Source organism: Shimia sp. FJ5, from assembly GCF_032918335.1.
GTDB classification, from domain to species: Bacteria; Pseudomonadota; Alphaproteobacteria; order Rhodobacterales; family Rhodobacteraceae; genus Shimia; species Shimia aestuarii_A.
In genome coordinates, this window is sequence record NZ_JAWJUV010000004.1 from 231,384 (window position 1) to 258,348 (window position 26,965).

Consider the following 26,965-nt stretch of genomic DNA (forward strand, 5'->3'; position numbering starts at 1 on the left):
AGGGATGAACCTTAATGGCTGGGAATAGTGGCGGCCCCTGGGGCGGCGGCGGACATCAGGGGGGCGGTGGAAACCGCGGCAACAATGGTAGCGGCGGTGGTCGCGGCCCGGGCGATGATGGCCCGCAAATCCCCGACATCGACGAATTGATGAAGAAGGGTCAAGACCAACTGCGCGTGCTCATGGGCGGACGCGGCGGGTCTGGCAATGGCCAAAATGGCGGGCGCCGTCCTTCTGGTGGTGGCATCGGGCGCGGCGGTATTCTGATCGGCCTCGCAGCGGTCGTGGTGCTCTGGGCCTCGCAGAGTTTCTACACGGTTAAGCCGGAAGAACTTTCTGTTGAACTGTTCCTCGGCGACTATTCGAGCACGGGTCAACCCGGCTTGAACTTTGCGCCTTGGCCTGTAGTCACCAAAGAGGTTGTTCCGGTCACGCGGGAACAGAACGAAGACATTGGTGTGGGCGCACGTGGATCCGACGCCGGGCTTATGCTGACGGGTGATGAGAACATCGTTGATATTGATTTCCAAGTCGTCTGGAACATCAATGACCCTGCCGAGTACCTCTTCAACCTGCGCGATCCGCGCACCACGATTCGCGCGGTATCCGAGTCGGCGATGCGCGAGATTATCGCCCAATCCGACCTTGCGCCGATCCTCAACCGCGACCGTGGTGTGATCGCTGGTCGTCTTCAGGACCTGATTCAAGAGACGCTCGATAGCTATGACTCGGGCGTGAACATCGTGCGTGTGAACTTTGACAAGGCCGACCCGCCGGAGACGGTCATTGATGCTTTCCGCGAAGTGCAAGCCGCAGAGCAAGAACGTGACCGGATCGAGAAAGAGGCGGATGCTTATGCGAACCGGGTTCTCGCGGGCGCGCGCGGTGAAGCTGCGCAGGTGCTTGAAGAGGCCGAAGGCTACCGCGCTCAGGTCGTGAACGAAGCCGAAGGTGATGCAAGCCGTTTCCTTGCGGTCCTTACAGAGTACCAGAAGGCTCCCGAAGTGACCCGCAAGCGTCTCTACCTTGAAACCATGGAAGAAGTGCTCGGTCGCGTCGACAAGATCATCATCGACGAGCAGCAAACCGGCCAGGGCGTCGTGCCCTACCTGCCGCTCAACGAACTTCGGAAGGGGAACAACTGATGCGGAAAACGACTTATCTTCTCCCCGTTCTCGTGATCGCGGCGGTGGTCGCACTATCGTCCGTGTTCATCGTCGACGAACGTGAAAAGGCGCTCGTGCTGCAGTTCGGGCGCGTGGTTGATGTCAAGGAAGACCCCGGTCTCTCCTTCAAGATACCGCTCATCCAAGAGGTTGTCCGCTATGACGACCGTATCCTGAGCCGTGATGTGGACCCGATCGAAGTTACGCCGTCGGATGATCGTCGCCTCGTCGTTGATGCCTTTGCGCGGTATCGCATCATTGATGTCCGCCAGTTCCGTCAGGCTGTTGGTCCCGGCGGTATCCCGGCTGCAGATGCAAAGGTCGATGGTATTTTGCGCGACTCTCTCCGGGAGGTTCTCGGTCAGGTGTCGTCTAACGACATCCTGAGCTCGGACCGTGCTGCTCTTATGCTGCGGATCCGCAACGGCGCGTATGACTCCGCCCTCGGCCTTGGCGTCGAGATCATCGACGTGCGCCTCAAGCGCACCGACCTGCCGCGCGAAAACCTGGACGCGACCTTCGCGCGTATGCGCGCAGAACGTGAGCGGGAAGCGACGGACGAACGGGCCCGTGGTGAAGAAGCCGCACAACGCGTACGCGCGCAAGCGGAACGCACCGTGGTTGAGCTTGTCTCTGATGCACAGCGCCAATCGGAGATCATCCGAGGTGAGGCAGACGCACTGAGCAACGCGATCTTTGCAGAGGCGTTCGGTGAGGATCCAGAATTCTTTGAATTCTACCGTTCGCTCCGCGCGTATCGCGGTGCGCTTCGGGGCGAGAACTCGACCATGGTCATGTCGCCGGATAGCGAGTTCTTCAATTACTTGAAGTCCGACAAACCGGCCCAATGATCGGGGTCGCACTACTCGCAATCGGCCTCGTGCTGATTATTGAGGGGCTGGTGTATGCACTGGCCCCTTCGCTTGTGGAGCAACTGCTTGAGGCACTCCGTGCGCTACCCGAGGAGCAACGCAGAATGCTTGGCCTCGCAGCGCTCGCTTTGGGCGTATTCCTGGTGTGGCTCGCCAAATCACTTGGAGCGTAACAATTCTCACAATCTGCTCACAGGCAATTGTGCACTTGCGATGCGCGTTGAGTTGCCAATGATGGTGCCTAAGTAGAGAGTATCCCCGAGGCTACTGTCCTTAGGACAGCTCAGAATACAGGAGATTTTGGATTGAATAGTCAGGCAGTCGCAATCGCGCCGTCAATCGGCAAGCAAGTTCGAGTCATGTGGATAGCGGGACTGGCGATACTCTTGTTCGTCGCGCAATCCATTGCCGCGCAGGCCCGGCCGGATAGTTTTTCGGACCTCGCAAAGAAAGTAAGCCCGGCAGTCGTCAACATCACGACGTCGACAGTTGTTGCAGGGCGTACCGGACCTCAGGGGATTGTCCCCAAAGGCTCTCCTTTTGAAGATTTCTTCCGTGAGTTCCAAGATCGCAACGGAGAAGGCGACGCGCCACGTCGGACCTCTGCCCTTGGGTCTGGCTTTGTGATTTCCGAAGACGGTTTTGTCGTGACCAACAACCACGTGATCGACAAGGCAGACGAGATCAAAGTTGAGTTCTTCTCGGGCGTCGAGCTTGATGCAACGGTCATCGGCACAGATCCCAAGACGGATATCGCGCTCCTCAAGGTCGAAAGCGATGAGCCGCTTCCGTTCGTGAATTTCGGCGATAGTGACGCGGCGCTTGTCGGGGACTGGGTTCTCGCCATGGGCAACCCGCTCGGACAGGGCTTTTCCATTTCGGCAGGTATTGTTTCAGCTCGGAACCGCGCCCTGTCCGGAAGCTATGATGATTACATTCAGACCGATGCTGCGATCAACCGGGGGAACTCTGGCGGGCCGCTCTTCAACATGGACGGGGATGTCGTGGGCGTGAACACTGCGATTCTTTCGCCCAATGGTGGCTCGATCGGGATTGGCTTTTCGATGGCGTCCAACGTCGTGACCCGTGTCGTCGATCAGTTGAAAGAGTTCGGTGAGACCCGCCGTGGCTGGCTTGGCGTGCGGATCCAGAACGTCAGCGAAGACATGGTCGAAGCCATCGAAGGCCTCGATGCCGCAGAAGGCGCTATGGTTACCGATGTTCCGGAAGGCCCGGCCTTGGAGGCGGGCATGCTTGCGGGTGACGTGATCCTGTCCTTCGACGGCAAAAAGGTCGAGGATGTGCGCGGCCTCGTCCGTCAGGTTGGGAATACCGATGTCGGCAAGGCTGTGCGCGTTGTGGTACTCCGCGACGGTGGCCAGAAGACCCTTAAGGTTACACTGGGACGCCGCGAAACCGCAGAGAACACCGGAGATGCGCCGGAAACAGAAGATGCACCGGAAGCAATCGAGAAAGAGATCCTTGGCCTGACGGTCACGCCGCTGACCGATAGCATGCGCTCCGAGCTTGGTGCTGCGGATGGTACGACCGGCCTTGTGGTGACGGGTGTCGACGAAGCATCGACAGCGTATGAGAAAGGACTGCGTGCTGGGGATATCCTAACCGAGGCCAGCCAACAGAAGCTCACCTCAGTGTCCGATCTCGAAGATCGCATTGATGAGGCGCGCGAGGGCGGACGGAAATCGCTCCTGCTACTGGTGCGTCGCGCAGGAGAGCCACGCTTCGTCGCACTCAATATCGAAGAGTGATCGCGAAAGAGCGGTATGATTTGGAAAGGGGCGCCTTTGGGCGCCCTTTTTCAGTCGTCGTCGCGGCGGACCGCCACGAGACCAAGCTGACGCGCCGCTTCGATCGACAGGATCGCACTATTGAGGTCCTGTTCTTTCTGATAGCGACGAATGGCGGCGCGGGTGCGCTTATCACGTCGCCCGGTGATCGCACCGTAAAAATGGCCCCGCACTTTCAAAGCACGTTGAAGCGATGCCGTGAACTCTTCGGTCCAGACCGGATCGCAGGGTGTCTCGAACCACGTCTCACGCCGTTCTTGCACGATCCTTTGATGGGTCTCGCTCCGGTAGATTGCGGGACTGAGCACAGTGCCATCTGCGAGCACTTCAGGCGGCTGGACCATGATCTGTTCGGTGACGGTCTCGATGACTGCGGGGCTGACCTCGCGGCCCCAACATGTGCCCGGTGCTGCGCCTGGCGGGGCAAGGGCGCTATCGGCCTGAACGATTTCAGGCTCCCGCAGCGCCGCAAGGTCAGGTGTCAGGGCCGCGCCATCTTCGCAGGCGGCAAGCACCACCCCAGCAAGGGCAGCAAGAATTAGGGGTCGCGATTTCATGCTCGGGCCTCTGGAGGGTCTCTCCGGGTGTTTGCCCAACTCTAACGTCTTTCGACTGGTTTCAAAAGTCTGCTTGTGGCCGTGTAACCTCTGGGTTTCGGCAGCTGGCGCTGGCAATACCGGGCGGGTAGGTGAAAACAAAGATGGAACACGCAAGATTGGTCGCCAGGAAACCGGTTCAATGTCGCAAAAGGGACTGGCACGTTCAGGGCGGGCGCACTACCTAGGGCAAAACGCATGCAAGGAAAGTGAAGATGGCAAAGATCACATATGTCGAACACAACGGTACCGAGCACGTCGTGGATGTCGCCAATGGCCTGACGGTGATGGAAGGCGCGCGGGATAACAATATCCCGGGGATCGAAGCAGATTGCGGCGGCGCCTGTGCATGTTCGACGTGTCACGTCTACGTGGACGCGGCCTGGATCGAGAAGATCCCGGCCAAGGATGACATGGAAGAAGATATGCTCGATTTCGCCTATGAGCCGAACCCCGAGCTGTCGCGCCTGACCTGCCAGATCAAGGTCACCGACGATCTTGATGGTCTTGTGGTGCGGATGCCGGAACGTCAGATCTGATGTCGGCTCGCGGTCGTTGGCAGGGACCGTGGAGCGGGCTTGCCCGTTGCGTGGTCGCTGCGATCGGCCTCCAGTGCCTCGGAACGGTAGCGACGGCCGAGATCGCCTCGGCCCGCTATACCGACCCGACCGGGCGGTATGACCACGCGATCCTTGGCGACGCGATCGAGTATGGTGCGCTTGAGATGCGGCTACGCGATGGGCGAAAGCTCCGTGTAGTCCTTCCGGAAGCCCGTATCTTTGAAGACCTCGCGCCCCGTCTTGCCGACGTTGACAACGACGGCGCGCCCGAAATCATCACCATTGAAACGAGCCTCACCAAGGGTGCGCGCCTCGCGATCTATGGCGAGGCAGGGTTGATTGCCGCAACGCCTTTCATCGGGCGCACTCATCGTTGGCTCGCGCCGCTTGGAGCGGCGGATCTTGATGGGGATGGCAGGATCGAGCTGGCCTATGTCGACCGCCCCCACCTTGCGCGCACCTTGCGCGTTTGGCGTTTTGAGAACGGCAAGCTCGAGCATGTGGCAGACCTCAAGGGGCTGACCAATCACCGGATCGGGCAGGACTATATTTCGGGTGGTATTCGGATCTGTGGTGACGGCGCGGAGATCATCACGGCCAATGGAGATTGGAGCCGGATCATGGCGACGCGCCTTGAAGGCACCAACCTTGTCGCGCGGGATATCGGCCCCTTCAAAGGGCGCGGAAGCCTCGAAGCGGCGCTTGACTGTAACGATTAACCCGCAGCGGAGTTGATCACATGATCGCCGCCAATCGCTCCGAGGGATTGTAAGAGAGCAGCGGTATTGCTCGCCCCGAATTTCTTCAGAAGTTTGGCACGGTGCACTTCTACCGTGCGGTTCGACATCTCGAGTGTGCGCGCAATCTCCTTGCTCGTCATCCCTTCGCTCATGAGCGAAAGAACCTCACGCTCCCGGCGCGTCAGGTGATGATAGGGACGGGTGTCGGAGAGGTCTGCAAAGCTCCACACGGCACGCATCAGAGGATCGTCTGGGGTAAAGGTATGACCCCGCACACGACACCAGAACATCTCGCCGCCATTGCGCATCATGACCCGTTCATCCCAGTAGCTATTTCCTTCGCGCAAGGACTGTACCCCACGGTTGCGGATCGTGGCGAACTCGTCGAGCGAAGGATACAGGATCGCGAAGGTCTGATCCTGAAGCTCTTCGCGGGGGTAGCCGAACATCTCGGCAAAGGTTTGATTGCAATCACGGATCACGCGGTTTTCCGTCACGACAATACCCACCGGAACGAAATGGAACGCGAGTTCCGTGAAGTCCCGGCTGCGATAGGCGTCGTCGATGGACAGCGTGTCGGTGATGGCTCTGACCCTTTGCTTGGTGGTTGGGCTGAACCTAATCCGCGTAGCGGAAACTGGCAAATGCTTTGGCGTGGGTCATGCCTAGCTCAGATAGTAATTCTCGGGCAGGAGCGAGGGTGGCGTCTCAAGGTCGAGATGCGGCGCGAGGCTGCGCTCGACCGTCCGGCAAAGCGCATCGAGCGGCAGGCCGTTTACCGTTTCGCCGAAGGGATGTGCGAGCTCTTCCGTCACCTCGGCGAGACCGAGCAACATATAGGCGACGATGGCCACGAAGAGCGGTGTTAGCCAGCCCGCGGAGTCGAGCATGGCGAGAGGGATCAAGAGCACGTAAAGATAGGTCGTGCGGAAGACGAGTAGCGAATAGACATATGGCAGCGGCGTGGTCGCGATGCGTTCGCAGCCCGCTTGTGCTGCTGCGATATTGCCGAGCCGCTCGGCTAGGGCGCGTCGACCGAACCCATCCGCTCCGGATGCGACGACCACCTCGTTCATGCGGTTGAGCGCAGAGCAGGGCGGATGTGCCGCGTCCGAGAAATCCTCTTCGATCCATGCGTGCTCTTTCGTGTCATCGTCAATGCGTCGAAGCTGAATACGGTGCAGATGAATGAAACTCAGTGCAAGGCGCAGGAGCTTTGTCCGATCGGCTTTCTCGGGGAGGAAAAGCTCGGCTTCTCGCCCGAGGCTGCGCATGTCGGAGATGAGTTGCCCCCAGAGGCGGCGCGCCTCCCACCAGCGATCGTAGGCGGCGTTGTTGCGAAAGCCGAGGATCAGGGACAGGGCGACACCGAAAACCGCAAAGGGCGCGGCGTTGGTATGGGGTAGCGCGTAGATATGGGTATCGACCAACACAACGAGGGTGGCCACGAGGGCAAAGCCGATGATGCGCGGCAGGATCACGGGAAGAACCGAGCCGCGCATGGCAAAGAAAAGTTGGGCTACGCCGGGTTTGTCTCTGAGGATCATGTCCGTCTTCCGCAATAGAAAAGAGGCCCCGAAGGGCCTCCTGAGAGATAGTCACGAATCGATGGTTGGATGCAAGCGCCCTCAGAGCGCGCGCCAGCCGATGTCACGGCGGTAGAACCCGCCGGGCCAGTCGATGGCTTCAACCATGGCATAGGCACGGTCGCGGGCTTCCTGAAGCGAGGCGCCGCGCGCAGTCACGTTGAGGACGCGCCCGCCGGTGGCGGTCATTGCGCCGTCCTTTTCGGTGGTGCCAGCGTGGAAGACCATGTTCATGCTATCTTCGGGGAGGGCGTCGAGGCTCTTGATCACGCTGCCTTTTTCATACGATCCCGGGTAGCCGTTGGCGGCCATGACAACAGTGATCGCGTGATCGTCGGCCCAGTTGACGCGCGCCTCGGCAAGGCGTTCTTCGGCAGCGGCTTGCAACAGATCCAATGCCTGCGCACCGAGGCGCATCATCAAGACTTGGCATTCGGGATCACCGAAGCGGACGTTGTATTCCACGAGTCGGGGCTGGCCGTCCTTGATCATCAGGCCGGCATAGAGAACGCCCTGATAGGGCGTCCCGCGACGGGCCATTTCGTCGATGGTCGGCTGAATGATTTCGTCGAGCGCCTTTTGCGCGATTTCGTCCGAGAGCACGGGCGCGGGGGAATAGGCCCCCATGCCGCCGGTGTTGAGGCCGGTATCGCCCTCTCCGACGCGCTTGTGATCCTGCGCGGTGCCGATCGGCAGGGCCGACTTGCCGTCGCAGAGGATGAAGAAGGATGCCTCTTCGCCCTCCATGAATTCCTCGATCACGACCTCGGCGCCCGCCCCACCGAACGCACCGCCGAACATGTCGTCGATGGCGTCGAGCGCGGTCTGTTCGTCCATCGCGACGATCACGCCCTTGCCGGCGGCGAGACCGTCCGCCTTGACGACGATCGGAGCGCCTTGTTCGCGAATATAGGCCTTGGCAGCTTCAGAATCGTTAAAGTGACCGTACGCTGCGGTCGGTGCCTTGGCTGCGTCGCAGATTTCCTTGGTGAAACTCTTGGAGGCTTCGAGCTCGGCAGCGGCCTCGGAAGGGCCAAAGACGAGGATGCCCGCCTCGCGCAGACGATCCGCGACACCGGCGGCGAGCGGCGCTTCGGGACCGATGATGACAAAGTCGATGGCGTTCTCGGAGACGAAATTCGCGACTGTTGCGCCGTCTTCGATATCAATCTTGGCACAATCCGCGATCTGGGCAATGCCGCCATTGCCGGGTGCGACGATGAGCTTGTCGCATTTCGGATTCTGCATCACGGCCCATGCCAGCGCATGTTCGCGACCACCGCTGCCGAGAATGAGAATGTTCATGGGGAATCCTTCCGCTTGGCCTTGCTTTGCAGGCGTTCTAAGCTGTGTCGGACCGTTCCACAAGCGAGGCCAGATGTCCGATCTCATCGATTCCCCGAACGAGGGCGAAAATGCCCCGGAATTTAGTGTTTCCGAGATTTCAGGCGCCCTGAAGCGCACCATTGAGGGTGCGTTTGGCCGGGTGCGGGTGCGCGGCGAGGTTGGGCGCGTGATGCTGGCGCGGTCGGGGCATCTCTATTTCGACGTGAAGGATGACCGGTCTGTGCTTGCCGCGGTGAGCTGGAAAGGGCAGGTGTCGCGGCTTTCGATTATGCCCGAAGAAGGCATGGAGGTCATTGTCACAGGCAAGCTTACGACGTTCGGGTCGCAGTCGAAGTATCAGATCAATGTCGATGACGTGGCCGTGGCGGGCGAAGGCGCGCTTATGGCGATGCTCGAGAAGCGCAAGAAGCAGCTTGCGGCGGAAGGGTTGTTTGCGCCGGAGCGGAAGAAATCGCTGCCGTATCTGCCGGATGTCATTGGGGTTGTGACCTCGCCTTCGGGGGCGGTGATCCGCGATATCCTGCATCGCCTACGTGAGCGGTTTCCGAGGAAAGTCCTGATCTGGCCGGTGGCGGTTCAGGGCGAGCAATGCGCGCCGCAAGTGGCGGCGGCGATTGAAGGGTTCAACAGGCTCACGCCGGGCGGTGCGCTGCCGCGTCCGGACCTCATCATCGTGGCGCGGGGCGGCGGAAGTATCGAGGATTTATGGGGGTTTAACGAGGAAATCGTGGCGCGCGCGGCGGCGGCGTCGGAGATCCCGTTGATCTCGGCGGTGGGGCACGAGACGGATACCACGCTGATTGATTTCGTGTCGGACCGGCGCGCGCCGACACCGACCGCTGCGGCGGAGATTGCTGTGCCGGTGCGGCTTGAATTGCTGGGTTGGACCGAGGAGCAGGGGGGGCGGTTGAAGAGGGCGTTGTCGGACGGGGTTTCGACGCGAACTCAACGGCTTAAGGATTTGTCGCGGGCCTTGCCGAGCGTGGATGCCTTGTTGCAAACGCCGCGCCAGAGGCTCGACCGGTCGGGCGAGAACCTGCCGCGCGCCTTGCGCGACGGGGTGCAGCGACGACGCGTGATCCTCACGGAACATGCAGGCAGCCTACGGGCGAGCACGCTGCGCGGGATGATCGAAGGCAAGCGCCAGGCGCTTGGGCGACGCACGGATCGCCTTAGCCCGGTGACCATCTCGCGGGAAGTCGTTCGAAAAAGAGAGAAAATTCAAGATCTTGCCCGCCGTATGCGTGAGGCGCAGCTACGTCGGGTCGGCATGCTTGGCGATCGGTTGAACGGGCTTGAGCGGATGCGTGAGACGCTTGGATATCATGCCACGCTTGAGCGGGGATATGCCGTGGTGCGGGGCGATGGGGCGCTTGTCACAGATAAGAAAGCGGCCAAGAAAGCGCGGGAAATCGAGATTGAATTCGCCGATGGCAAGGTCACGTTGGGCGGCAAATCCAGTCCGAAAAAGCCCGCAAAACCGCCCGAACAGGGCAGTCTTTTCTGACCAAGTTAACGCGAAAAATCCACGTCGGTATAACGTCGGTATTGTGTATGTATCGCGTCTGTGCAGGTTTCGCTGCAGCGCAAAACCGTTAACCTTTTCAGACGCCGACTTTGGGACCGAGACATAGCATTTCGCCGTTGCCTTCGACCTCATAGAGCACGGTCGGATCATCGCCGCTTGCGAAGCGGGCGGCGAGGCTGTCACCCTTCAGATAGAAAAGCCAGCATTGCGGCACCGGGTTGTCCTCGTAGACGAAACAGATTTGGTCCCCGCTCGGATACCAATTCCCCTCTTTGCATTCACCATCGAGGAAGGACCAGCGCACGCGGCGGTTCGAGAGGTATTCCTCGACGCCATAGCGTTCGCCACCGACGCCATAGTAGAGTGTCTTGCCCTTGGTATGGGCTTCAAACTCCGAGGCCGACATCGGCGTTTGTGCGAAGGCGGGCAGGGCGGCGAGAAGAAGGGCGAGGATCAGGCGTATCATAGTCGGAGCCTGCCAGAGGCGGCACGCGCAATCCAGTCTCAATGCCCCTGTGGCCCGAGTTTCGCGACCTTCGGATCCATGACTCGCCGCCACATGCGTGGCCAGAGGGCAAGTGCGCCCATAATCGGCAGGGAGCGCGGCAGGATCGGCATCGTCTCGCGGTCAAGTTCGAGCGAGGGATAGGTGCGCAAAGGGTGCATGTGGTGATCGGAGTGACGCGGGGCGTTGAGCATCAGGGCCGAGGAATAGAACTGCGGTGCGTTCCAGCTATGTTCGGGACCGACAGGTTCGAGGCGACCATCGGCACCACGCGCGCGGGTCAGGCCGTAATGCTGCACGTAGTCGGAGACGAGGAGCTGCATTTGCGCGTAGCCCGTGAGGAGGATCAGGGCGAGGATGCCGGAAAGTCCGAAGAACGCGCCGGAGAGCAGCACCATCAGGAGGCCGCCGCCGACATAGGAGAGATAGGGATGGGTCCAAAACGGGCGCGGCGTGCGGGCGCGGGCGCGCAACGCGTTCTCGGCGGCAAGGCCCTTGCGGAAGGAGCCGAGCCAAGCGCGCGGCCAAAAGCGATAGAAACTCTGGCCCGGTGCGGGGCTGTTGGGGTCCATCGGGCTTGCGACCCAGACGTGATGCACGCGCGGATGCGCCGAGGCGTGGTGGCCGAAGAGAAGCGAGATATAGACTGCGATGCCGAGCCAGCGGGGGCCACGGGCTTGTTTGTGGATCAACTCATGCGCGTTGGCGTTGCTGACTTGTCCGAAGAAGAGGCCGAAGGCGACGAAGCAGAGCAGGCGTTCAAAAAGGCCTAGTCCTGAGTCGCCGCCGATGGCGTAGAGCGCGATCCAGATCAGGACGAGATGCGCCGCGCCAAGGAAAAGCGCCAGTTCCTCGCCCACAGGAAATTCGCCATCCGCGCCACGCCGGGCGGCAGCCCCCTGCACAAGGCGGTCCATCAGGTAGGTGAAGGCGGTGAGATATAAGAGCGCGATCAGACACCAGAGCCCGCCCGAAAGCCCGGCAAGGGCGAGGAGCAGGACGGGGACGACAGTCGCGATGGAAAACCAGAGCATAGGCGGTCTCAACTAGATGGGTCGCGCGGAGGTATTTGCCCATAGAATCTGACCGGATACAATGCGCCTGCGGGACGCAGATTGCACGCGGGCGCGCATACGGCTTTGGACATGTCGTTTTTGGCGTCGCTCGAAAGCGGCGGAGCGCGATAGGGTGAGGCGAAATTTGGAACGGGGGAACCGGGATGGCACTCGACGAGTCCAAGAAGGGCATCTGGAAATCTGGCAAGGGTAAGGGGCGGCACGTTCCCAAGGGGCGGCAGCTTGACGACGAGGCCCATGCAGAGGTGCTTGCGCTCCTCGGGGATCAACCCCGGCGGCGCGACCTTCTGATCGAGTTTCTGCATCTTGTTCAGGACGCCTATGGGCATCTTTCGGCGGCTCATATTCGGGCGCTGGCCGAGGAATTGCGCATCGGGCAAGCCGAAGTCTACGAGGTCGCCTCTTTCTATGCGCATTTCGATGTCGTGCGCGAAGGCGAAACCCCGCCGCCCGCGTTGACCATCCGGGTTTGCGATTCGCTTTCTTGTGAGTTGGCGGGCGCGCAGCAGTTGAAAGCGGCGCTTGAGGAGGGCATGGACCCGGCCGAGGTCCGCGTGGTGCGTGCGCCCTGTATGGGGCGGTGCGATACGGCGCCGGTTCTTGAGATCGGGCATAACCATATCGACCACGCGACCGTCGAGAAGGTTGAAGCGGCGATTGCGGCGGGCGATACCCATACGCATCTGCCGGATTATGAAGATTACGACGCCTATGTTGGCTCGGGCGGCTATGAGACGCTGCGCGCGCTGCGCGAGGGCGGCGATTGGGAAGCGGTTCAGGACACGGTTCTTGAGGCGGGACTGCGCGGGCTTGGCGGGGCCGGGTTCCCGTCGGGCAAGAAATGGGGCTTTGTGCGGATGAACGAAGGCCCGCGGTATTTGGCGGTCAATGGCGACGAAGGCGAGCCGGGGACGTTCAAGGACCGCTATTACCTCGAACGCGTGCCGCATGTGTTCCTTGAGGGGATGCTTATCGCGGCCTGGGCCGTGGAAGCGGAAACCGCGTTCATCTACATGCGCGACGAATATCCGGCGGTTCTTGAGATTCTGCGGCGCGAGATTGCCGCGCTTGAGGCGGCGGGGATCGTGGAGCCGGGCTATATCGACCTGCGTCGCGGGGCCGGGGCGTATATCTGTGGCGAAGAAAGCGCGATGATCGAGTCGATCGAGGGCAAGCGCGGCGAGCCGCGTCACCGTCCGCCTTTCGTGGCACAGGTCGGCATTTTTGGGCAGCCAACGCTCGTCCACAATGTCGAGACGCTTTATTGGGTGTCGAAGATCTGCCGCGAGGGGCCGGAGGTTCTCAATTCAGTCGAGAAGAACGGGCGCAAGGGTTTGCGGTCCTATTCCGTCTCTGGCCGGGTGGCGGAGCCGGGGGTCTATCTTCTGCCCGCCGGGTCGACGATCATGGATATCATCGAGGCCGCGGGCGGCATGGCCGAGGGGCATGCGTTCAAAGCCTATCAGCCGGGCGGGCCGTCCTCGGGTCTTCTGCCCGCCTCGATCAACGATGTGCCGCTTGATTTCGACACGCTGCAACCGCTTGGGAGCTTTATCGGCTCGGCGGCTGTCGTGGTGTTATCGGAGCAGGACAGCGCGAAGGAGGCGGCGCTCAACATGCTGCGCTTCTTCGAGGATGAAAGCTGTGGTCAATGCACGCCTTGCCGGGTGGGCTGTGAGAAGGCGGTGAAGCTCATGCAGGCGGACCGCTGGGATCAGGGGCTTTTGGAAGAGCTGAGCCAGGCGATGGTCGATGCGTCGATCTGTGGCCTTGGGCAGGCGGCGCCGAACCCGATCCGGCTTACCATGAAGCATTTTGCGGATGAGGTTTAGGGGGCTGTTGCAGCGAAAGGCAGGTTTGAGGCGAAATTGACGGATGCTGCAGGGTGCAGGAAAGTCCGCTAACCGTTGGTAATGCCACAGTGAAACCGATAGTCCTCCATCCAGCGCTTCTCGCACCAAGCCTGCTCACCGAATTGAGCAATTTGGGAAAGCTCGCCCTGTTCAGTTAACGAGTTCGCCCAAGGCAATACCCTTGTTTCGACCAGCATTTTCATCTTTCTCAGTCGTTTCCTTACGGCCTGCTCTGTCATGTCTCCATACTTGAGGTCACTTGTCGCCCAACGACCGGAGTTTTCTGGGCGATACGTCAGGCTTGGAGTGCGCCAGCCATCGAAATCGTCAAACGTCAGTTTCCTGGGAAAATCATCTGCAATGAGCTTTGTGCTATTTGGATCGTCGCTGCTCACGGGTCTTAAGAAAGAGTGACGAAAGCAAATGGTGGTCCTGGCTATGCCCGGGTGCGGCCACTTACCGCGAATTCTATTTATCCAAAGATCCCGTGTACCGCTTTGGTAACGTAGCGACTTCGTTTTTCTGACAAACGCAAAACCCATCTCAATGAGCGGATGGGCGAACTCTTCATCAAATAAGCTGTCAAATTCTTGATGGTCCAATCAAAATACTCTGCTGTCTACGCCTTCCTTGAAAGAGCTTAACAGACCTTCAAGAGCAATCAATGAAGGGCAGCTCCGTCCCACATAGTAGACCTTTGATGCCTATTGAGGCGGCCAGGAGCCTCGCGCGTCCTTGCCAGATGACATACGCCTGCGTAGCTGCTGCAATGCAGCAACAGCGGGGCATGGGACGGGAAAACCTTAACCTGTTTAGCGCGATTCTGTGCGAGACTGGGGCATGGGAGGAAACCTGATGCGCGAGGCCCGGAAGGGCCGGAGGTTTCCAAATGAACAGGACGGACACGGATATCACCTTTCATCGTCGCGCCCTTATGGCGCGGCTCGACCTTTTCCTTGTGGAGCAGGGGATGGGGTTCAATGTTGGGCTTGAGAAACGAAGGCGATTGCATGAGGCCTATGCGCTTGATGCGTTGAGCGATGCGCAACTGACGCTCATGGGGCTGAGCCGGGCGGATATTCCCGCTTTCGTCTTTGCCGATCTACTGGGCGCGGCATGAGGGCGATTGTGGGCGCTTGACAGTCTGTGCAGGAGAGGCCAACGCTTCGGCATGTTTGACCTGCGCCCTGTGGGATATGTGATTGGCCTTCTCGTGGCCATCCTCGGTCTGGCGATGTTGCTGCCGATGCTTGCCGATCTTGCGCAAGGCAATGGGCATTGGTGGGTGTTCCTTGAAAGCGCGATTCTGACCATCCTGACGGGCGGTCTCGTGGCCTTGTCGTGCCAGTCGGGCAAGGGGCGGGGACTTTCGATTCAGCAGACCTTCCTTCTCACCACCGGGGTTTGGGTCGCACTGCCGATCTTTGGGTCATTGCCGTTCATGTTCGGGGCGACGGAAGCGCGGTTCGTGGATGCTTTTTTCGAGGCCATGTCGGGCCTGACCACCACTGGATCGACAGTCTTTTCGGGGCTGGATGACCTGCCGCGGGGCGTTAACCTCTGGCGTGGTATGCTGCAATGGCTTGGCGGGATCGGGATCATTGTTGTTGCGATGGTGTTTCTGCCGGAATTGCGCGTGGGCGGCATGCAGATTTTCCGTTCGGAAGCCTTTGAGACCATGGGGAAGATCTTGCCACGAGCGACCGCGATCTCGGGGCAGATCTCGGTCATCTACGTGGGGCTGACCGTGGTGTGCATGGTGTCCTATATTCTAATGGGGATGCCGGCCTTTGACGCGCTTGTCCATTCGCTGACCACGATCTCAACCGGTGGGTTCTCTAGCCATGATGCCTCTTTCGGGACCTATTCCGGAGGGATGGAATATGTCGCCTCGGTCTTCATGATCCTCGCTGCGATGCCGTTTGTGCGCTACGTGCAGCTTGTGAACGGGCATAGCACGCCGCTTTTCCGCGATAGCCAAGTGCGGGCCTTCCTGATGACGATCGCGGTTCTTGTGCTGATCTTTACCGTCGTCCTGACGTGGATTTTCCCCCACCACTGGGAAAAGTCGTTCCGCGAGGCATTGTTCAATATCACCTCGATCATTTCCGGCACGGGATATGCCAGCGTCGATTACATGGGATGGGGCAGTTTTATCGTCACCATGTTCTTCTTCATCGGCCTCATCGGGGGCTGCGCGGGATCGACGGCATGTTCGGTCAAGATCTTCCGCTACCAGCTTTTGTTTGCGTCGATCCAAGCGCAGATCAAGCGCATCCGCCATCCACGCGGCATCTTCACCGTGCGCTATGACGGCAAGAAGGTGACCGAGGACACGCTCAGCTCGGTCATGTCGTTCTTTGTGTTCTTTACGGTGACGCTTGGCCTATTGGCGGTGGCGCTTGGTATGACGGGGCTCGATTTCACCACATCGCTTTCGGGGGCGGCGACGGCGGTGGCGAACATCGGCCCCGGCCTTGGCGATATCATTGGACCGGCTGGTAACTTCGCCCCGTTGAATGATACGGCCAAATGGATACTCATTGTCGGGATGCTGATCGGGCGGCTAGAACTCTTGGCCGTGTTCGTGATCCTGACACCGCAATTCTGGAGGGGATAAGATGGTAACGCGACCGCTTGGGGCGCAAATCTCGCACATGCTCAAGGCGCGGGATGTGGATGTGATTTTCGGAATTCCGGGGGTGCATAATATCGAAATGTACCGCGGCATCGAGGAAGCGGGGATTACCCATATCCTGGCGCGGCATGAGCAGGGCGCGGGGTTCATGGCTGATGGCTATGCGCGGGCCAGCGGTAAACCGGGCGTGTGCTATATCATCACCGGACCGGGCCTATGCAACGCGATGACGCCACTTGGCCAAGCGTATAGCGACAGTGTGCCGGTGCTTGCGATTTCTTCTTGCCTCGATCGGACGGCGGGACGGCGCGGGCAGCTGCACCAGATGCTAGATCAGGAGGCAGCGGCTGCGACCGTCTGTGACTGGAGCCATGAGGCGGTGAGCGCTGAGGACGCCTATACGTTGATTGACCGGGCGCTTGGCGAATTCAACAGCGCGCGCAAACGGCCCAAGCATATTCAAGTGCCGATTGCCCTTGCCGGGGCCGAAGCCAAGGGTTTCCCCGCGCGGGGAAAGCCGCTCGAGGTGGTCCAAGAGGCGAAGATCGGTCCGGCGCTGGGCGATCTGTTGGACGCGAAGAAGGTTCTATTCGTTTTGGGCGGTGGTGCGGCACATGTCGGACCGCTTGCCAGTGAAGTCATCGAGGCGATGGGGGCGGCGTCCTTCACGACCTACGCGGGGCGTGGGATCATTCCGGCGCATCAGAAACACCATTTCGGATCGTTCCTTGCCCGCCCGACAAGCGCGGATGTGGCGGCAGAGGCGGATTACGTCGTGGCCGTGGGGACCGAGCTCTCGGAGGTCGATCTCTGGCGCGATACGCTTGGGCATGAGTGCCCGATGTTGCGGGTCGATATCGACCCGGAAGTGCTTGCCGGGGCCGAGAACGACCTTGCGCTCGACATGGATGCCGCAGCGTTCTTCACCGCGTTGAAGGCGGCGCTTGTGGATCATCATGGCGTGAGCGACTGGGACGATGCGGCGGTGCAGGCCCAAAAGCTGCGCTGGCGGGGGGAGGTTGATGCGGAACGCCCCGGTATCGTGCCGGTGGCAGAGGCGCTTCGGGAGGTGCTTCCGGAAGACACGATGATCTATTCCGACATGACGCAATTCGCTTATTCCTCCAAAGAGTTCTGGGATATGGCGCGGCCGGGACATTGGCACCATCCGAGCGGTTTTGGCACGCTTGGCTATGCGCTGCCGGCAGCCATTGGTGGGGCAGTGGCGCGGCAAGGCTTGCCGACCGTCGCGATCGCGGGGGACTATGGGTTTCAATACACGGTGCAAGAGCTTGGCACGGCGGTTGAGCTTGGTCTGCCGCTGCCGATCCTGCTTTGGGACAATGGCAAATTGAAGGAGATCGAGGACGCCATGGTCGCGAGCCAGATCGCGCCCAAGGCCGTGGTCGCGCAGAATCCGGATTTCTGTCGCTTGGCCGAGGCCTATGGCGCGTTGAGCGCGGCGCCGAAGACGCTTGGAGCCTTGCAGGAGGCGGTCAAAGCGGCGCTCAAGGCAGATCGTCCGACGCTCATCCATATGACGGCGGATTTGGCGACCTAGACGCCGACGCATTGGAGAAAGAAAAAGGCCGGGGTCTGTGCCCCGGCCTTTCTTGTTTCGACAAAAAGCTGTGCCTTAGTCCCAGCAGCCCACCAGCACTGTCATGCCGCTGGCCTTGCGGGTCATTTCCTCGGGCGTCATCGCGGCGCCGAGAGGGGCGGGGGTTGTGGTGATCTCGGCGGTGTCCAGCGCGGATTTGAGCGCGGCGGAGGAGATGGCAAAGCTCACATCGCCGGGCAGTTGGCGCGCCCCGCTTGCCGAAGCGGGCAGAAGCATGCCGAGGACAGAACCGTCGGCGGCAAAGACCGGGCCGCCTGCGTCGCCGGGCAGGGGATCGAGCGCGAGACGCTTGATTTCCGACTCGCCGGAAAGACCCTTGATGTCGGCCAGAGTGCCAAACGTCATGGTCGGTGCGCCAAGCAGGCCTTCGTAGGAATAGCCGGACACGGCGACCTCGGTCTGGAGACGGGCATCGCCTTCAAGAAGGGTCGCATAGCCGCGCGGTGCAAGAGCGCCTGTCGGGCGCAGGATGGCGATGCCGCTGGCGTCGTCCGTCGCGACGAGCGTTGCTTCATAGTCGGTATCGAGCGTGATGCTACCACAGTTCTGTACGGCTTCGGTTGTGGTCAGGACGGTGCCCTCTCCATCGACATAGAAGCCCGAGCGCGACAGGCGCGGACGGCGGATTTCAAGCCCAGCAACGAGGTCGATATTCTGTTCTGCGTTGCTGCCTGCGGCGGGATCGAGCACACCATCGAGACGTTTGAAAGAGGCGCGCATCTCATCGAGGATGCGCGTGCGGCGCTCTTCATCGTTGCGGGGCCAGACGAGGGTAAAGCCCTTAATGCGGCCATTTTCGAGGCTGGCCTCGGTCTGCGAGATGATCTCGGCATTCTGACCAATCAGCGAGAAGCTGCGGTCTCCGCGCGAACGGTCCCCGGTGCGGGGCACGATTTCGAGGGTCTGCATGATGTCATAGAGACCGAAGAGCGTATTCTGGTCGCCTTCCTGAGAGATCAGCAACACCTTGGCCGGGATATCGCCAGTCGCGTCATAATGGACGAAGGGGTATTCTTCCTTGGCCCGTGCGACGACACCCAAAGGCAGGATCATCTCGATCCCGGCGGTTGTGTCGGCGATACCGCGCAGGCCCATGCCTTCAAGCACGGCGTAATACTGCTGGCGCAGAGCTTCGCGTTGCATTGTGGTTAGAACGCCGGTCGCGTCATACCCATTGTCGCGCTGCCATGCGGCCATGGAGCTACGGGTGCCGCGGCCAAAAGCGCCGTCGATGGCGGCGTTATAGTAGCCGGCCCATTGCAGATAGCTTTGCAGTTGTTTGCGTTCATCTGCGTTGAGGCGGGCTTCGCTTGCGCGGGCTTCGCGCGGGGTCTCGTCGATAACCTCGGGTTCCGGTGCGGGTTCGGGCGCCGGGGCTGGCGTGGTGTCAGAGGCCACGGTATCGGCGGCATCTTCGGCCGGCAGTGCGGGTTGCGGCGTGGCGCTTGTCGGCCAGATGCGCTGCCCAAAGGCGTCACGGGTCACGATATAGGCATCGCGCGGGATCAGGCCTTGCGCGCGCAATTGGCGCAGTTGCTGTTGTGCTGCGGTGGCATCGAAGGGGCCGATGGCAACGGCATACCACCCGTTCCCGAGAGCGAAGCTGCTCACATCTGGCGTCGATTCAGCGTAGGACTGGGCGCGCTGGGTCGCCACGGTCAGACTCGGGTGGGCTTCGATCTGAAGCCACGAGTCTGTGTTGTTTGTTTGTGCGAGGACGGATTGAACCGTGATGAAGAGAAAAAGAAAAACCGATAGAAAAGTACGGATCATGTGGTTGGACGTCCCTGAAGGTCTTGATTCACGTGGTTAATAGCCATGTTTAACAGATGAAGCCATTCTTGCATCCTTATTTTAGGGTTTGGTGTGATTGACCCCGCCCCCGCGTCGGCATAGGTAAAACCCGCAATTTCCAAAGGGCAGGGCCATGGCGACATCGCAGGACAAACCGCGCAGCTTTCAGGAGATCATCTTGCGGCTACAGGCCTATTGGGCCGCGAAAGGCTGTGCGGTGATGCAGCCTTATGACATGGAAGTGGGTGCAGGGACGTTTCACCCCGCGACCACTCTGCGGTCGCTTGGGTCAAACCCGTGGGCGGCGGCCTATGTGCAGCCCTCGCGCCGCCCGACCGATGGGCGTTATGGCGAGAACCCGAACCGGTTGCAGCATTACTATCAGTATCAGGTGCTCATCAAACCGAGCCCGCCGGACCTTCAGGCGCTTTATCTCGGCAGTCTTGAGGCGATCGGGATCGACATGGACCTGCATGATATCCGCTTTGTCGAGGATGACTGGGAAAGCCCGACGCTTGGCGCGTGGGGCTTGGGCTGGGAAGTGTGGTGCGACGGGATGGAAGTCTCGCAGTTCACCTATTTCCAGCAGGTCGGCGGCCATGATTGTCACCCGGTCTCGGGCGAGCTGACCTATGGTCTTGAGCGTCTGGCGATGTATGTGCTTGGCATCGATCACGTGATGGACATGCCGTTCAACGACCCGGATGCGCCTATCGCGCTCAAATATGGCGATGTGTTCCGTCAGACCGAGCAGGAATACAGCCGTTGGAATTTCGACGTGGCCAATACAGATGTGCTCCTCAAACAGTTTGAAGAGGCCGAGGCAGAATGCGAGAAGATCCTCGCCGAGGATCATGTCGACCCCAAGACCGGCAAGCGAATCGTCATGGCACACCCGGCATATGACCAGTGCATCAAGGCAAGCCACCTATTTAACCTGCTCGATGCGCGCGGTGTGATTTCTGTCACCGAGCGACAGGCCTATATCGGGCGGGTGCGCGCGCTGGCCAAGCAATGCGCCGATGCCTTCGTGCAGACCGAAGCCGGGGGATATGTGGCGTGAGCGGAAAAATCATCGCGGGGCTGATTGTCGTGATCTCTCTCATCGCCGGGGCGGCGATCTATTACCTTCAGGTCTATCACTTCTATGAGCCGGTCAAAGCGACGGGCACAGATGACGTGCAGCTTACGCTTATGGTCACTGGCGCGCCGGAGCCGATCCTCTACGAGGATTTCGAAGCCATCAACGCCGACTCGAGCCCGATCCGCTATCGCGCCTGTTTCACCACGCAGCAATCGCTTGCCATGATGAGCGAGACCTATGAGCCCTATGACGGGGCCGAGCCGCTTGTCGCGCCGGGCTGGTTTGACTGTTTCGACGCCAAAGAGATCGGTCGCGCGCTTGAGAGCGGCGATGCCATCGCCTTTCTGGGCGAAGAGAATATCGAATACGGGATCGACCGTGTGATCGCGGTGTTGCCGGACGGGCGCGGATTTGCCTGGCAACAGATCAACCATTGTGGCGAAGTTGTCTTTGACGGCCAGCCCGCCCCCGAAAACTGCCCGCCCAAACCGGAAGGCTACTGACCCATGCCCGATCTTCTGATTGAACTCTTTTCCGAGGAAATCCCCGCCCGCATGCAGGCGAAGGCGGCGGATGATCTGCGCAAGCGCGTCACGGACGGTCTTGTCGAGGCGGGGCTGACCTATGCCGGGGCCAAGGCGTTTTCGACGCCGCGCCGCCTGACGCTGGCGCTTGAGGGGCTTCTTGCCGAGAGCCCGACCGTGCGCGAAGAGCGTAAAGGTCCGAAGGTCGGCGCGCCGGAGAAGGCCGTCGAGGGCTTTCTGCGCGGCGCGGGTGTGAGCCGTGATGACCTTGAAGAGCGTGAGACCCCGAAAGGTGCGGTCTATTTCGCAACCATCACCAAGCCGGGCCGCCCGGCGGCGGAGATCGTGGCCGAGATCCTCGAGGACACGGTGCGCAATTTCCCTTGGCCGAAATCCATGCGCTGGGGCGCGGGCAGCTTGCGCTGGGTGCGACCGCTGCATTCGATCCTCTGTATCCTGAGCGATGAGGCAGGCGCGAATATCGTGCCGCTCGACATTGACGGGATCAAAGCGGGCGACACGACCGAGGGCCATCGCTTTATGGGGTCGGGGCGCTTTGCCGTGGCGGGGTTCGAGGATTACGAGGCCAAGCTCAAACGCGACAAGGTGATCCTGTCGGCGGAAGAACGGGCCGAGCATATCTGGAACGACGCGACGAACATGGCCTTTGCGCAAGGCATGGACGTTGTCGAGGATGCGGGCCTTTTGAAAGAGGTCGCGGGGCTTGTCGAATGGCCGGTCGTCCTCATGGGCGATATTGCCGAGGATTTCCTCGGCCTGCCGCCGGAAGTGCTTCAGACCTCGATGAAGGAACACCAGAAGTTCTTTTCGGTGAAGAGCCCGAGAACCGGCCGGATTGAGAAATTCGTGACCGTGGCCAACCGCGAGACCGCCGACAGTGGCGCGACGATCCTTGCGGGGAACCAGAAGGTGCTTTTTGCGCGCCTGTCGGATGCGAAATTCTTCTGGGAGAACGATCTGCGCGTGGCCAAGGACGGGGCGCAGCCGTGGCTTGAGAGCCTTGCCAACGTGACCTTCCACAACAAGCTTGGCACGCAGGGCGACCGGATCGTGCGGTTCACCGGCCTGGCGCGCGAGTTGGCCGAGGTTGTGGGCGCGGATGCGGATGTGATCGAGAAGGCGGCGCGCTTTGCCAAGGCGGACCTGTCGTCGGAAATGGTCTATGAATTCCCCGAGCTGCAAGGCCTCATGGGGCGCTATTATGCCGAAGCCGCGGGGTTCTCGGGTGAGGTCGCGGCGGCGGCGGAAGAGCATTATTCGCCCCTTGGCCCGTCCGATGATGTGCCGAGCGCGCCGGTGTCGGTTGCCGTGGCGCTTGCCGATAAGCTCGACACACTGACCGGGTTCTGGGCGATTGATGAGAAACCGACGGGATCGAAAGACCCGTTCGCCCTGCGTCGTGCGGCGCTTGGGGTGATCCGGTTGGTGCTTGAGAACGATCTGCGGATGAACCTCGACAAGTATTTCGACCTGCAACTCCTGCGTCACGAGATCGCGCAGAACGGCGATGGCGGCGTGGCTGAGGCGTTGATGAAGGATATGGGCGCGGAAATCGCCGATCATGGCGTCTTTGGCGCGGCGGTGCGCACGGTGCTTGATGCGTTCGATGGCGACCTGCCGGAGCATATCGAAGAGATCAAGAAGAGCGTGCCGGATACCTCGCGCGACCTTCTTGGGTTCTTCCATGACCGTCTCAAGGTGCACCTGCGCGATGAGGGCATTCGTCATGACGTGATCGACGCCTGCCTCGAGATGCCGGGCAATGATGACCTCAATCTCCTCGTGAAACGGGCCGAGGCGCTTGGCAGCTTCCTTGGCACAGAAGATGGCGAGAACCTTGTGCAAGGGTTCAAGCGTGCGAACAACATCCTCACTCAGGCCGAAGAGAAGGACGGGGTTGAGTATAGCTTTGGCGCGGATGTGAAATATGCCGAGGACGCGACCGAGACCGCGTTGTTCGAGGCGCTTGCGGCGCAGGAAGGCACGATTGCCGCCGCGCTCGAGGCGGAGGATTTCGCCGCCGCGATGGGCGGGATGGCCGCGCTTCGGGCACCGATCGACGCCTTCTTTGAGGCGGTGCAGGTCAATGCCGAGAATGATATCGTGCGGCGCAACCGTCTCAACCTGCTTGGGCAGATCCGCAAGATCTGTCTTGGGGTCGCGGACCTGACGCGGATCGAGGGCTAAGCCTCCTGCCCGGACGGTTTGAGGATCGTTCCGGCGGATGACGCCGGGAGACGGGCGAATCTTTCCCTTGCCTCGCAAGCCGCGGGGCGTATTCTGCGGGCCTCAATATGAAGGTGCCGCAGTGCAGCAAGACAATCCCGATCTTACATTCATCACGCCGACGGCGCCTGTTGCCAACGAAACGCATGGCGGGCGGGCGAAATGCTTGCAGCGGCTAGTGCGGCTTGACCTTCCGGTGCCACGCACGGTCGCGCTTTCGTTTGATGAGGTGCACCGGATTGCGCAGGGCGTGATGCCGGATATGAAGGCCCTTCTTGCACCGCTCGACGAAGGAAGCTTGCTTTGCGTGCGCCCGTCCTCGGAAGATCCCGATTGGGGCGGGCCGGGGGCGGTTCTCAATATCGGGATGAATGGCGCACGACTCGCGGCGTTGAGCGCGCAGATCGGCGAGTCGGCGGCGCGCAAGCTTTTTGCGCGGTTCATCCAGACCTATTCGATCCAAGTCGCGCGGCTTGATCCGGACATGTTCGACGACCTCGATCTCGAGGCTGAGGATGTTTGTGATGTCGCGTTGGCAGCCTATGAGGACGAAGCGGAAGAACCGTTTCCGCAAGACCCGGGCGTTCAGCTTGCCGGGGTGCTGCGCTCGATGGCGCGGGCATGGGAAGGCACGTCGGCGCGGCTATTGCGGCAGGCCAAGGGCGCCCCGGCGGATGCGGGGCTTGGCCTCGTGGTGCAAGAGATGGTGCTTGGCCTTGGACGTGGGGAATGCGGTTCGGGGGTCTTGCAGCTTGTAAACTCGATCACCGGTCATCCGCAGATCACGGGCCGTTACATGAGCCAGTCGCAGGGGCGGGATGCCTTGGATGGTGGCGCGGAGTCGCTTTTCCTCGAGAAAGACCCGCGTGGGCCGTCGCTTGAGGAGTTGGCGCCGGAGGCTTTCGAGGCTTTGAAGCTTGATGCGGCGCTGATGCGGGAACGGCTGCGTGAAGAGATGCAGATCGAGTTCACGATCGAGAATGGCGCAGTGCATATCCTTGATGGCGTCCGGGTGCAGCGCTCGTCGCGGGCGGCGGTACGGATCGCGGTGCAGCTTGCCAAGGATGGGATTATTCCCAAGGAGGAGGCGCTGATCCGGATCGAGCCGCGGGCGCTGAATGAATTGCTGCACCGTCAGGTCGACCCGGATGCGCCCCGCGATGTCGTGGGGACGGGTGTCGCGGCAAGTCCGGGCGCAGCATCGGGGCGGATCGTGTTTACCGCTGCCGAAGCGCAGGCGAGCGCGGCGCGTGGAGAGCCTTGCGTGCTTGTGCGGCGCGAGACAAACCCGGAGGATATCCGGGGCATGCACGCGGCCAGCGCCGTCTTGACCGAGCGCGGCGGCACCACGAGCCATGCGGCCGTGATCGGGCGCGGGCTTGGCCTGCCTTGTGTGGTAGGCGCGTCGTCGATCCGGTTCCAGATGCGCAAGAAAACGATTGTCGCGCCAGATGGCCGGGAATTCCGCGAGGGCGATGTCATTACCATCGACGGAAGCGAGGGTGAGGTGCTTGCCGGGGAGCCTGCGATGCTTGAGGCAGCGCTTGATGATGCGTTTCAAGCCTTGATGACATGGGCCGATGAGGCCCGAGATATTGACGTGCGGGCCAATGCCGACACGCCCGCCGATGCGCGCACGGCGCGGAATTTCAACGCGGGCGGCATCGGGCTTTGCCGGACGGAGCATATGTTCTTTGAGGCAGACCGCCTGACCGTGATGCGCGAAATGATCTTTGCAAATGCGGCAGGGGACCGGCGCAGCGCGCTCGATCAGCTTTTGCCGATGCAGCGCGCGGACTTTACCGAGTTGTTCCGGATCATGGAGGGGATGCCGGTCTGTATCCGTCTTTTCGATCCGCCCCTGCACGAATTCTTGCCAAGCGAACGCACGGGACTGCGCGATTTGGCAGAGGCGTTGAACCTGCCCCTGTCGGATGTGACGCGGCGGGTTGAGGCGCTTGAGGAATACAACCCGATGCTCGGGATGAGGGGCGTGCGCCTTGGGATCACCGTGCCTGAGATTTACGACATGCAGGCACGGGCGATTTTCGAAGCTACGATCGAGGCAAGCCGCGAGGGCGAACCGATCGTGCCGGAGATCATGATCCCGCTGGTGAGCGCCAAGCGCGAGGTCGAGCTCGTCAAAACGCGGGTCGATGCGGTGGCGGCGGCGGTGCGCACGGAAAAGGGTGTCGATTTCGACTATCGTCTCGGTGTCATGGTGGAAACGCCGCGTGCCGCGCTTCGGGCCGAAGATATCGCGCCGCATTGCCATTTCTTCAGCTTCGGCACGAACGACCTCACGCAAATGACATATGGTTTGTCACGAGATGACGCGGGGCGGTTCATGTCGACCTATGTGCAGCAAGGCGTTTACCCAGAGGATCCCTTCCATACGCTCGACGCGGACGGGGTCGGAGAATTGCTCAAGCTTGGGGCAGAGCGGGGACGGAAGGGGCAACCCGATCTGACGCTTTCGGTCTGTGGTGAGCACGGCGGTAGCCCCGAATCGATAGATTTCTGCCGAAAAGCAGGCATCAACTATGTCTCTTGCTCTCCTTTCCGGGTGCCAGTGGCGCGGCTCGCTGCTGCGCAATTGGCCATTCGCGACAAGATTGGGTAATTTTCCTAAAAAAGTTAACGAGATTTTGAAGTTTTTCTTGCGTTCTGCGGCGAAAAGGCCCGTGGGGTGGACACAAGAGCCTTGATTCTATAATAGGCCCGGATGCTCGGACGGGGAGGACCGTTGCCGCAACGAGTATGAGGCTGAAATGAGACTGATTACGACTGCTGCCCTGAGCCTGGCCATGTGTGCCGGTATGGCATTGGCTGAGGCCCCCTCGCGGGTCAGCACGAAGAGCGAATCCGCTGCCTCCCAGACGCAGAAATTCACCTTCGGAAGCATCTTCAAGGACATGTTCCGCCCTAAGCAGAACGAAGCACCTTCGAAGATCACCTATAGCCGCGCTTGGATTGATGCGCGTCCGGAGGTGCAGAAGACCGACGATCAATGGCAATGCCTTGCCGAGGCGCTTTACTTTGAAGCGCGTGGCGAGAGCGTGAAGGGGCAGTTCGCGGTGGCCGAGGTCATCATGAACCGTGTCGAACATGGCCAGTATCCCAACTCGCTCTGTGGCGTCATTCATCAGGGAACCGGACGCAAGTACCAGTGCCAGTTCACCTACACATGTGATGGCGTGGCCGAGAAGATCCGCGAACCGGACGCCTTTGACCGGGTTGGCAAGATCGCGCGCCTTGTGATCGACGGAGCGCCGCGTGTACTGACCGATGGGGCGACCCACTATCACACGAAGGCCGTGAACCCGAAATGGGCCCGCACCTTCCCGCGCACGGCGACCATCGGCGTGCACCACTTCTACCGTCAGCCGACGCGGCTTACGCAGAATGACTAAGCACGGC

Annotated in this window: 24 protein-coding genes; 16 read left to right on the forward strand and 8 right to left on the reverse strand. The window is 60.8% G+C overall.

Annotated features, from left to right (window positions below):
- Positions 1-14 precede the first annotated feature (14 nt).
- The 4 genes from hflK to R1W01_RS14130 all read left to right on the forward strand — a co-directional run bounded on the left by hflK (position 15) and on the right by R1W01_RS14130 (position 3,807).
- Positions 15-1,145: an FtsH protease activity modulator HflK gene (gene hflK / locus R1W01_RS14115; RefSeq protein ID WP_243614711.1), complete on the forward strand. Its 1,131-nt coding sequence runs from the start codon at positions 15-17 to the stop codon at positions 1,143-1,145.
- Positions 1,145-2,017, forward strand: a complete 873-nt coding sequence (gene hflC / locus R1W01_RS14120) for a protease modulator HflC (protein ID WP_297753790.1) — start codon at positions 1,145-1,147, stop codon at positions 2,015-2,017. Before hflK ends, hflC begins: the two co-directional genes overlap by 1 nt.
- Complete coding sequence (locus R1W01_RS14125) at positions 2,014-2,211, forward strand: DUF2065 domain-containing protein (RefSeq protein WP_297753788.1); 198 nt, start codon at positions 2,014-2,016, stop codon at positions 2,209-2,211. Before hflC ends, R1W01_RS14125 begins: the two co-directional genes overlap by 4 nt.
- Before the next feature lie 186 nt (positions 2,212-2,397).
- The gene (locus R1W01_RS14130; protein WP_297753786.1) at positions 2,398-3,807 is read left to right on the forward strand and encodes a Do family serine endopeptidase; all 1,410 of its coding nucleotides are present in this window, start codon (positions 2,398-2,400) and stop codon (positions 3,805-3,807) included.
- Positions 3,808-3,857: 50 nt separating this feature from the next.
- Here the strand turns inward: R1W01_RS14130 and R1W01_RS14135 are convergent, their stop codons facing one another.
- A complete protein-coding gene (locus R1W01_RS14135) occupies positions 3,858-4,403 on the reverse strand; it encodes a peptidoglycan-binding domain-containing protein (RefSeq protein ID WP_297753783.1) in 546 nt (181 codons plus the stop codon).
- Positions 4,404-4,657: 254 nt separating this feature from the next.
- On the opposite strand from R1W01_RS14135, the gene R1W01_RS14140 reads away from it, so the two are divergent.
- Complete coding sequence (locus R1W01_RS14140) at positions 4,658-4,981, forward strand: 2Fe-2S iron-sulfur cluster-binding protein (protein ID WP_243614707.1); 324 nt, start codon at positions 4,658-4,660, stop codon at positions 4,979-4,981.
- Positions 4,981-5,721 (forward strand): FG-GAP repeat domain-containing protein, encoded by a 741-nt coding sequence (locus R1W01_RS14145; RefSeq protein WP_297753780.1) that lies wholly within the window; start codon positions 4,981-4,983, stop codon positions 5,719-5,721. The genes R1W01_RS14140 and R1W01_RS14145 overlap by 1 nt, the downstream gene beginning before the upstream one ends.
- Here R1W01_RS14145 and R1W01_RS14150 read toward each other — a convergent pair.
- From R1W01_RS14150 to purD, 3 genes are all read right to left on the reverse strand, one after another.
- Entirely contained in the window at positions 5,718-6,326 is a 609-nt protein-coding gene (locus R1W01_RS14150) for a LuxR C-terminal-related transcriptional regulator (RefSeq protein WP_243614716.1), read from the reverse strand. The two genes, R1W01_RS14145 and R1W01_RS14150, sit on opposite strands and share 4 nt — an antisense overlap.
- A gap of 81 nt (positions 6,327-6,407) precedes the next feature.
- The gene (locus R1W01_RS14155; RefSeq protein ID WP_297753777.1) at positions 6,408-7,289 is read right to left on the reverse strand and encodes a bestrophin family protein; all 882 of its coding nucleotides are present in this window, start codon (positions 7,287-7,289) and stop codon (positions 6,408-6,410) included.
- A gap of 81 nt (positions 7,290-7,370) precedes the next feature.
- Positions 7,371-8,633 carry a phosphoribosylamine--glycine ligase gene (gene purD / locus R1W01_RS14160; RefSeq protein WP_297753774.1) on the reverse strand — a complete coding sequence of 421 codons (1,263 nt, stop codon included), beginning with the start codon at positions 8,631-8,633 and terminating at the stop codon, positions 7,371-7,373.
- Positions 8,634-8,706: 73 nt separating this feature from the next.
- Between purD and xseA the strand changes: the two genes are divergently transcribed.
- The gene (xseA, locus tag R1W01_RS14165; RefSeq protein WP_297753771.1) at positions 8,707-10,182 is read left to right on the forward strand and encodes an exodeoxyribonuclease VII large subunit; all 1,476 of its coding nucleotides are present in this window, start codon (positions 8,707-8,709) and stop codon (positions 10,180-10,182) included.
- Between the two features lie 97 nt (positions 10,183-10,279).
- Here the strand turns inward: xseA and R1W01_RS14170 are convergent, their stop codons facing one another.
- Entirely contained in the window at positions 10,280-10,669 is a 390-nt protein-coding gene (locus tag R1W01_RS14170; RefSeq protein ID WP_243614703.1) for a hypothetical protein, read from the reverse strand.
- Positions 10,670-10,707: 38 nt separating this feature from the next.
- Positions 10,708-11,742, reverse strand: coding sequence for an alkane 1-monooxygenase (locus tag R1W01_RS14175; protein WP_297753769.1), 1,035 nt, complete (start codon positions 11,740-11,742; stop codon positions 10,708-10,710).
- A gap of 185 nt (positions 11,743-11,927) precedes the next feature.
- On the opposite strand from R1W01_RS14175, the gene R1W01_RS14180 reads away from it, so the two are divergent.
- A complete protein-coding gene (locus R1W01_RS14180) occupies positions 11,928-13,616 on the forward strand; it encodes an NAD(P)H-dependent oxidoreductase subunit E (protein WP_297753766.1) in 1,689 nt (562 codons plus the stop codon).
- Positions 13,617-13,684: 68 nt separating this feature from the next.
- Here the strand turns inward: R1W01_RS14180 and R1W01_RS14185 are convergent, their stop codons facing one another.
- Positions 13,685-14,239, reverse strand: a complete 555-nt coding sequence (locus R1W01_RS14185) for a hypothetical protein (RefSeq protein WP_297753763.1) — start codon at positions 14,237-14,239, stop codon at positions 13,685-13,687.
- Positions 14,240-14,526: 287 nt separating this feature from the next.
- Here R1W01_RS14185 and R1W01_RS14190 point away from each other — a divergent pair, with 287 nt between their 5' ends.
- The 3 genes from R1W01_RS14190 to R1W01_RS14200 are packed head-to-tail and all read left to right on the forward strand — an operon-like array spanning position 14,527 to position 17,836.
- Entirely contained in the window at positions 14,527-14,757 is a 231-nt protein-coding gene (locus R1W01_RS14190; RefSeq protein ID WP_243614699.1) for a hypothetical protein, read from the forward strand.
- Between the two features lie 51 nt (positions 14,758-14,808).
- Positions 14,809-16,257, forward strand: a complete 1,449-nt coding sequence (locus R1W01_RS14195; protein ID WP_243614698.1) for a TrkH family potassium uptake protein — start codon at positions 14,809-14,811, stop codon at positions 16,255-16,257.
- A 1-nt stretch (position 16,258) separates the two neighbouring features.
- Positions 16,259-17,836, forward strand: coding sequence for a thiamine pyrophosphate-binding protein (locus tag R1W01_RS14200; protein ID WP_297753757.1), 1,578 nt, complete (start codon positions 16,259-16,261; stop codon positions 17,834-17,836).
- Positions 17,837-17,911: 75 nt separating this feature from the next.
- Here R1W01_RS14200 and R1W01_RS14205 read toward each other — a convergent pair whose 3' ends face one another.
- On the reverse strand, positions 17,912-19,669 hold the full coding sequence (locus tag R1W01_RS14205) for a serine protease (RefSeq protein WP_297753754.1): 1,758 nt from the start codon (positions 19,667-19,669) through the stop codon (positions 17,912-17,914).
- A gap of 154 nt (positions 19,670-19,823) precedes the next feature.
- On the opposite strand from R1W01_RS14205, the gene R1W01_RS14210 reads away from it, so the two are divergent.
- The 5 genes from R1W01_RS14210 to R1W01_RS14230 all read left to right on the forward strand — a co-directional run bounded on the left by R1W01_RS14210 (position 19,824) and on the right by R1W01_RS14230 (position 26,958).
- On the forward strand, positions 19,824-20,753 hold the full coding sequence (locus tag R1W01_RS14210) for a glycine--tRNA ligase subunit alpha (protein WP_243614695.1): 930 nt from the start codon (positions 19,824-19,826) through the stop codon (positions 20,751-20,753).
- Positions 20,750-21,277, forward strand: coding sequence for a DUF6446 family protein (locus tag R1W01_RS14215; RefSeq protein WP_297753750.1), 528 nt, complete (start codon positions 20,750-20,752; stop codon positions 21,275-21,277). The genes R1W01_RS14210 and R1W01_RS14215 overlap by 4 nt, the downstream gene beginning before the upstream one ends.
- Positions 21,278-21,280: 3 nt before the next feature.
- Entirely contained in the window at positions 21,281-23,506 is a 2,226-nt protein-coding gene (glyS, locus tag R1W01_RS14220) for a glycine--tRNA ligase subunit beta (protein ID WP_317275287.1), read from the forward strand.
- Positions 23,507-23,627: 121 nt separating this feature from the next.
- Positions 23,628-26,168: a pyruvate, phosphate dikinase gene (gene ppdK, locus R1W01_RS14225; RefSeq protein ID WP_411028163.1), complete on the forward strand. Its 2,541-nt coding sequence runs from the start codon at positions 23,628-23,630 to the stop codon at positions 26,166-26,168.
- 148 nt (positions 26,169-26,316) lie between these two features.
- Complete coding sequence (locus tag R1W01_RS14230) at positions 26,317-26,958, forward strand: cell wall hydrolase (protein WP_243614815.1); 642 nt, start codon at positions 26,317-26,319, stop codon at positions 26,956-26,958.
- Positions 26,959-26,965 lie beyond the last annotated feature (7 nt).

Bases quoted from the DNA above. Each gene is read 5' to 3' on its own strand.
- R1W01_RS14200 (WP_297753757.1), top strand. From the start codon at position 16,259: ATGGTAACGCGACCGCTTGGGGCGCAAATCTCGCACATGCTCAAGGCG.
- R1W01_RS14190 (WP_243614699.1), top strand. From the start codon at position 14,527: ATGAACAGGACGGACACGGATATCACCTTTCATCGTCGCGCCCTTATG.
- xseA (WP_297753771.1), top strand. From the start codon at position 8,707: ATGTCCGATCTCATCGATTCCCCGAACGAGGGCGAAAATGCCCCGGAA.
- R1W01_RS14195 (WP_243614698.1), top strand. From the start codon at position 14,809: ATGTTTGACCTGCGCCCTGTGGGATATGTGATTGGCCTTCTCGTGGCC.
- R1W01_RS14230 (WP_243614815.1), top strand. From the start codon at position 26,317: ATGAGACTGATTACGACTGCTGCCCTGAGCCTGGCCATGTGTGCCGGT.
- R1W01_RS14205 (WP_297753754.1), bottom strand. From the start codon at position 19,669: ATGATCCGTACTTTTCTATCGGTTTTTCTTTTTCTCTTCATCACGGTT.
- R1W01_RS14145 (WP_297753780.1), top strand. From the start codon at position 4,981: ATGTCGGCTCGCGGTCGTTGGCAGGGACCGTGGAGCGGGCTTGCCCGT.
- R1W01_RS14210 (WP_243614695.1), top strand. From the start codon at position 19,824: ATGGCGACATCGCAGGACAAACCGCGCAGCTTTCAGGAGATCATCTTG.
- purD (WP_297753774.1), bottom strand. From the start codon at position 8,633: ATGAACATTCTCATTCTCGGCAGCGGTGGTCGCGAACATGCGCTGGCA.
- R1W01_RS14125 (WP_297753788.1), top strand. From the start codon at position 2,014: ATGATCGGGGTCGCACTACTCGCAATCGGCCTCGTGCTGATTATTGAG.
- R1W01_RS14180 (WP_297753766.1), top strand. From the start codon at position 11,928: ATGGCACTCGACGAGTCCAAGAAGGGCATCTGGAAATCTGGCAAGGGT.
- hflC (WP_297753790.1), top strand. From the start codon at position 1,145: ATGCGGAAAACGACTTATCTTCTCCCCGTTCTCGTGATCGCGGCGGTG.
- glyS (WP_317275287.1), top strand. From the start codon at position 21,281: ATGCCCGATCTTCTGATTGAACTCTTTTCCGAGGAAATCCCCGCCCGC.
- hflK (WP_243614711.1), top strand. From the start codon at position 15: ATGGCTGGGAATAGTGGCGGCCCCTGGGGCGGCGGCGGACATCAGGGG.
- R1W01_RS14175 (WP_297753769.1), bottom strand. From the start codon at position 11,742: ATGCTCTGGTTTTCCATCGCGACTGTCGTCCCCGTCCTGCTCCTCGCC.
- R1W01_RS14130 (WP_297753786.1), top strand. From the start codon at position 2,398: ATGTGGATAGCGGGACTGGCGATACTCTTGTTCGTCGCGCAATCCATT.
- R1W01_RS14135 (WP_297753783.1), bottom strand. From the start codon at position 4,403: ATGAAATCGCGACCCCTAATTCTTGCTGCCCTTGCTGGGGTGGTGCTT.
- R1W01_RS14140 (WP_243614707.1), top strand. From the start codon at position 4,658: ATGGCAAAGATCACATATGTCGAACACAACGGTACCGAGCACGTCGTG.
- R1W01_RS14170 (WP_243614703.1), bottom strand. From the start codon at position 10,669: ATGATACGCCTGATCCTCGCCCTTCTTCTCGCCGCCCTGCCCGCCTTC.
- R1W01_RS14155 (WP_297753777.1), bottom strand. From the start codon at position 7,289: ATGATCCTCAGAGACAAACCCGGCGTAGCCCAACTTTTCTTTGCCATG.